The sequence below is a fragment of the Haloarcula onubensis genome (assembly GCF_031624605.1).
Taxonomy (GTDB): domain Archaea; phylum Halobacteriota; class Halobacteria; order Halobacteriales; family Haloarculaceae; genus Haloarcula; species Haloarcula onubensis.
The window spans coordinates 1,830-3,037 of record NZ_JAMQOS010000013.1 but is presented as its reverse complement, the minus strand read 5'-3'; the positions used below and the strand labels follow the sequence as shown (position 1 = coordinate 3,037).

Here is a 1,208-nt window from a genome sequence, read left to right as displayed (position 1 = left end):
ACGACCAATGTGGTGTTCGGGCAGATTCTCAGCAGCGGACCATCTCACAGAAGTCCCTTGGAACAGGGCGTGATACAGGGTGACAACCCCGTACGTGAGGTCAGTACGCTGTGCATCTGTTCCAGAGTAGCGGGGGTTGGAAATCCCTCGCCAACAACGCAGGCATCGACTGCGAAGGCTAAACACTCCTCGAGACCGATAGTGCACAAGTAGTGTGAACGAACGCTGCAAAGTACCCTCAGAAGGGAGGTGAAATAGAGCATGAACTCAGTTGGCGATGGAGCGATAGGGCATACAAGGTCCGTAGACGAATGACCGAGACGCGAGTCTCCTGTAAGACTCTACGGAAGCCGATGTTCTATCGTACGTTTTGAAAAACGAGCCAGGGAGTGTGTCTACATGGCAAGTCTAACCCGAGCATCGGGGGAGGCACAGGGAAACCGACATGGCCGCAGCCTCACGGCGAGGGCCGCCGTCTTCAAGGGCGGGGAGCCACGTGGACACGACCCGAATCCGGACGATCTACGCATGGACAAGGTGAAGCGTGCCGAAAGGCACGTGGAGGCCTGTTAGAGTTGGTGTCCTACAATACCCTCTCGTGATCTATGTGTAGGGGTGAAAGGCCCATCGAGTCCGGCAACAGCTGGTTCCAATCGAAACATGTCGAAGCATGACCTCCGCCGAGGTAGTTCGTGGGGTAGAGCGACCGATTGGTGTGACCGCCTCCGAGAGGAGTCGGCACACCTGTCAAACTCCAAACCTACGAACGCCGCTTGACGCGGGGATTCCGGTGTGCGGGGTAAGCCTGTGCACCAGGAGGGGAACAACCCAGAGATAGGTTAAGGTCCCCAAGTGTGGATTAAGTGTAATCCTCTGAAGGTGGTCTCGAGCCCTAGACAGCCGGGAGGTGAGCTTAGAAGCAGCTACCCTCTAAGAAAAGCGTAACAGCTTACCGGCCGAGGTTTGAGGCGCCCAAAATGATCGGGACTCAAATCCACCACCGAGACCTATCCGTACCACTCATCTGGTAATCGAGTAGATTGGCGCTCTAATTGGATGGAAGCAGGGGTGAGAACTCCTGTGGACCGATTAGTGACGAAAATCCTGGCCATAGTAGCAGCGATAGTCGGGTGAGAACCCCGACGGCCTAATGGATAAGGGTTCCTCAGCACTGCTGATCAGCTGAGGGTTAGCCGGTCCTAAGTCTC

At 55.8% G+C, this 1,208-nt stretch carries 1 rRNA gene (only partly in view); it reads left to right on the top strand.

What is annotated here, in order from left to right:
* Positions 1-1,208, top strand: a 23S ribosomal RNA gene (locus NDI86_RS22060); its annotated part runs 1,544 nt beyond the window's last position; the annotation flags it as partial.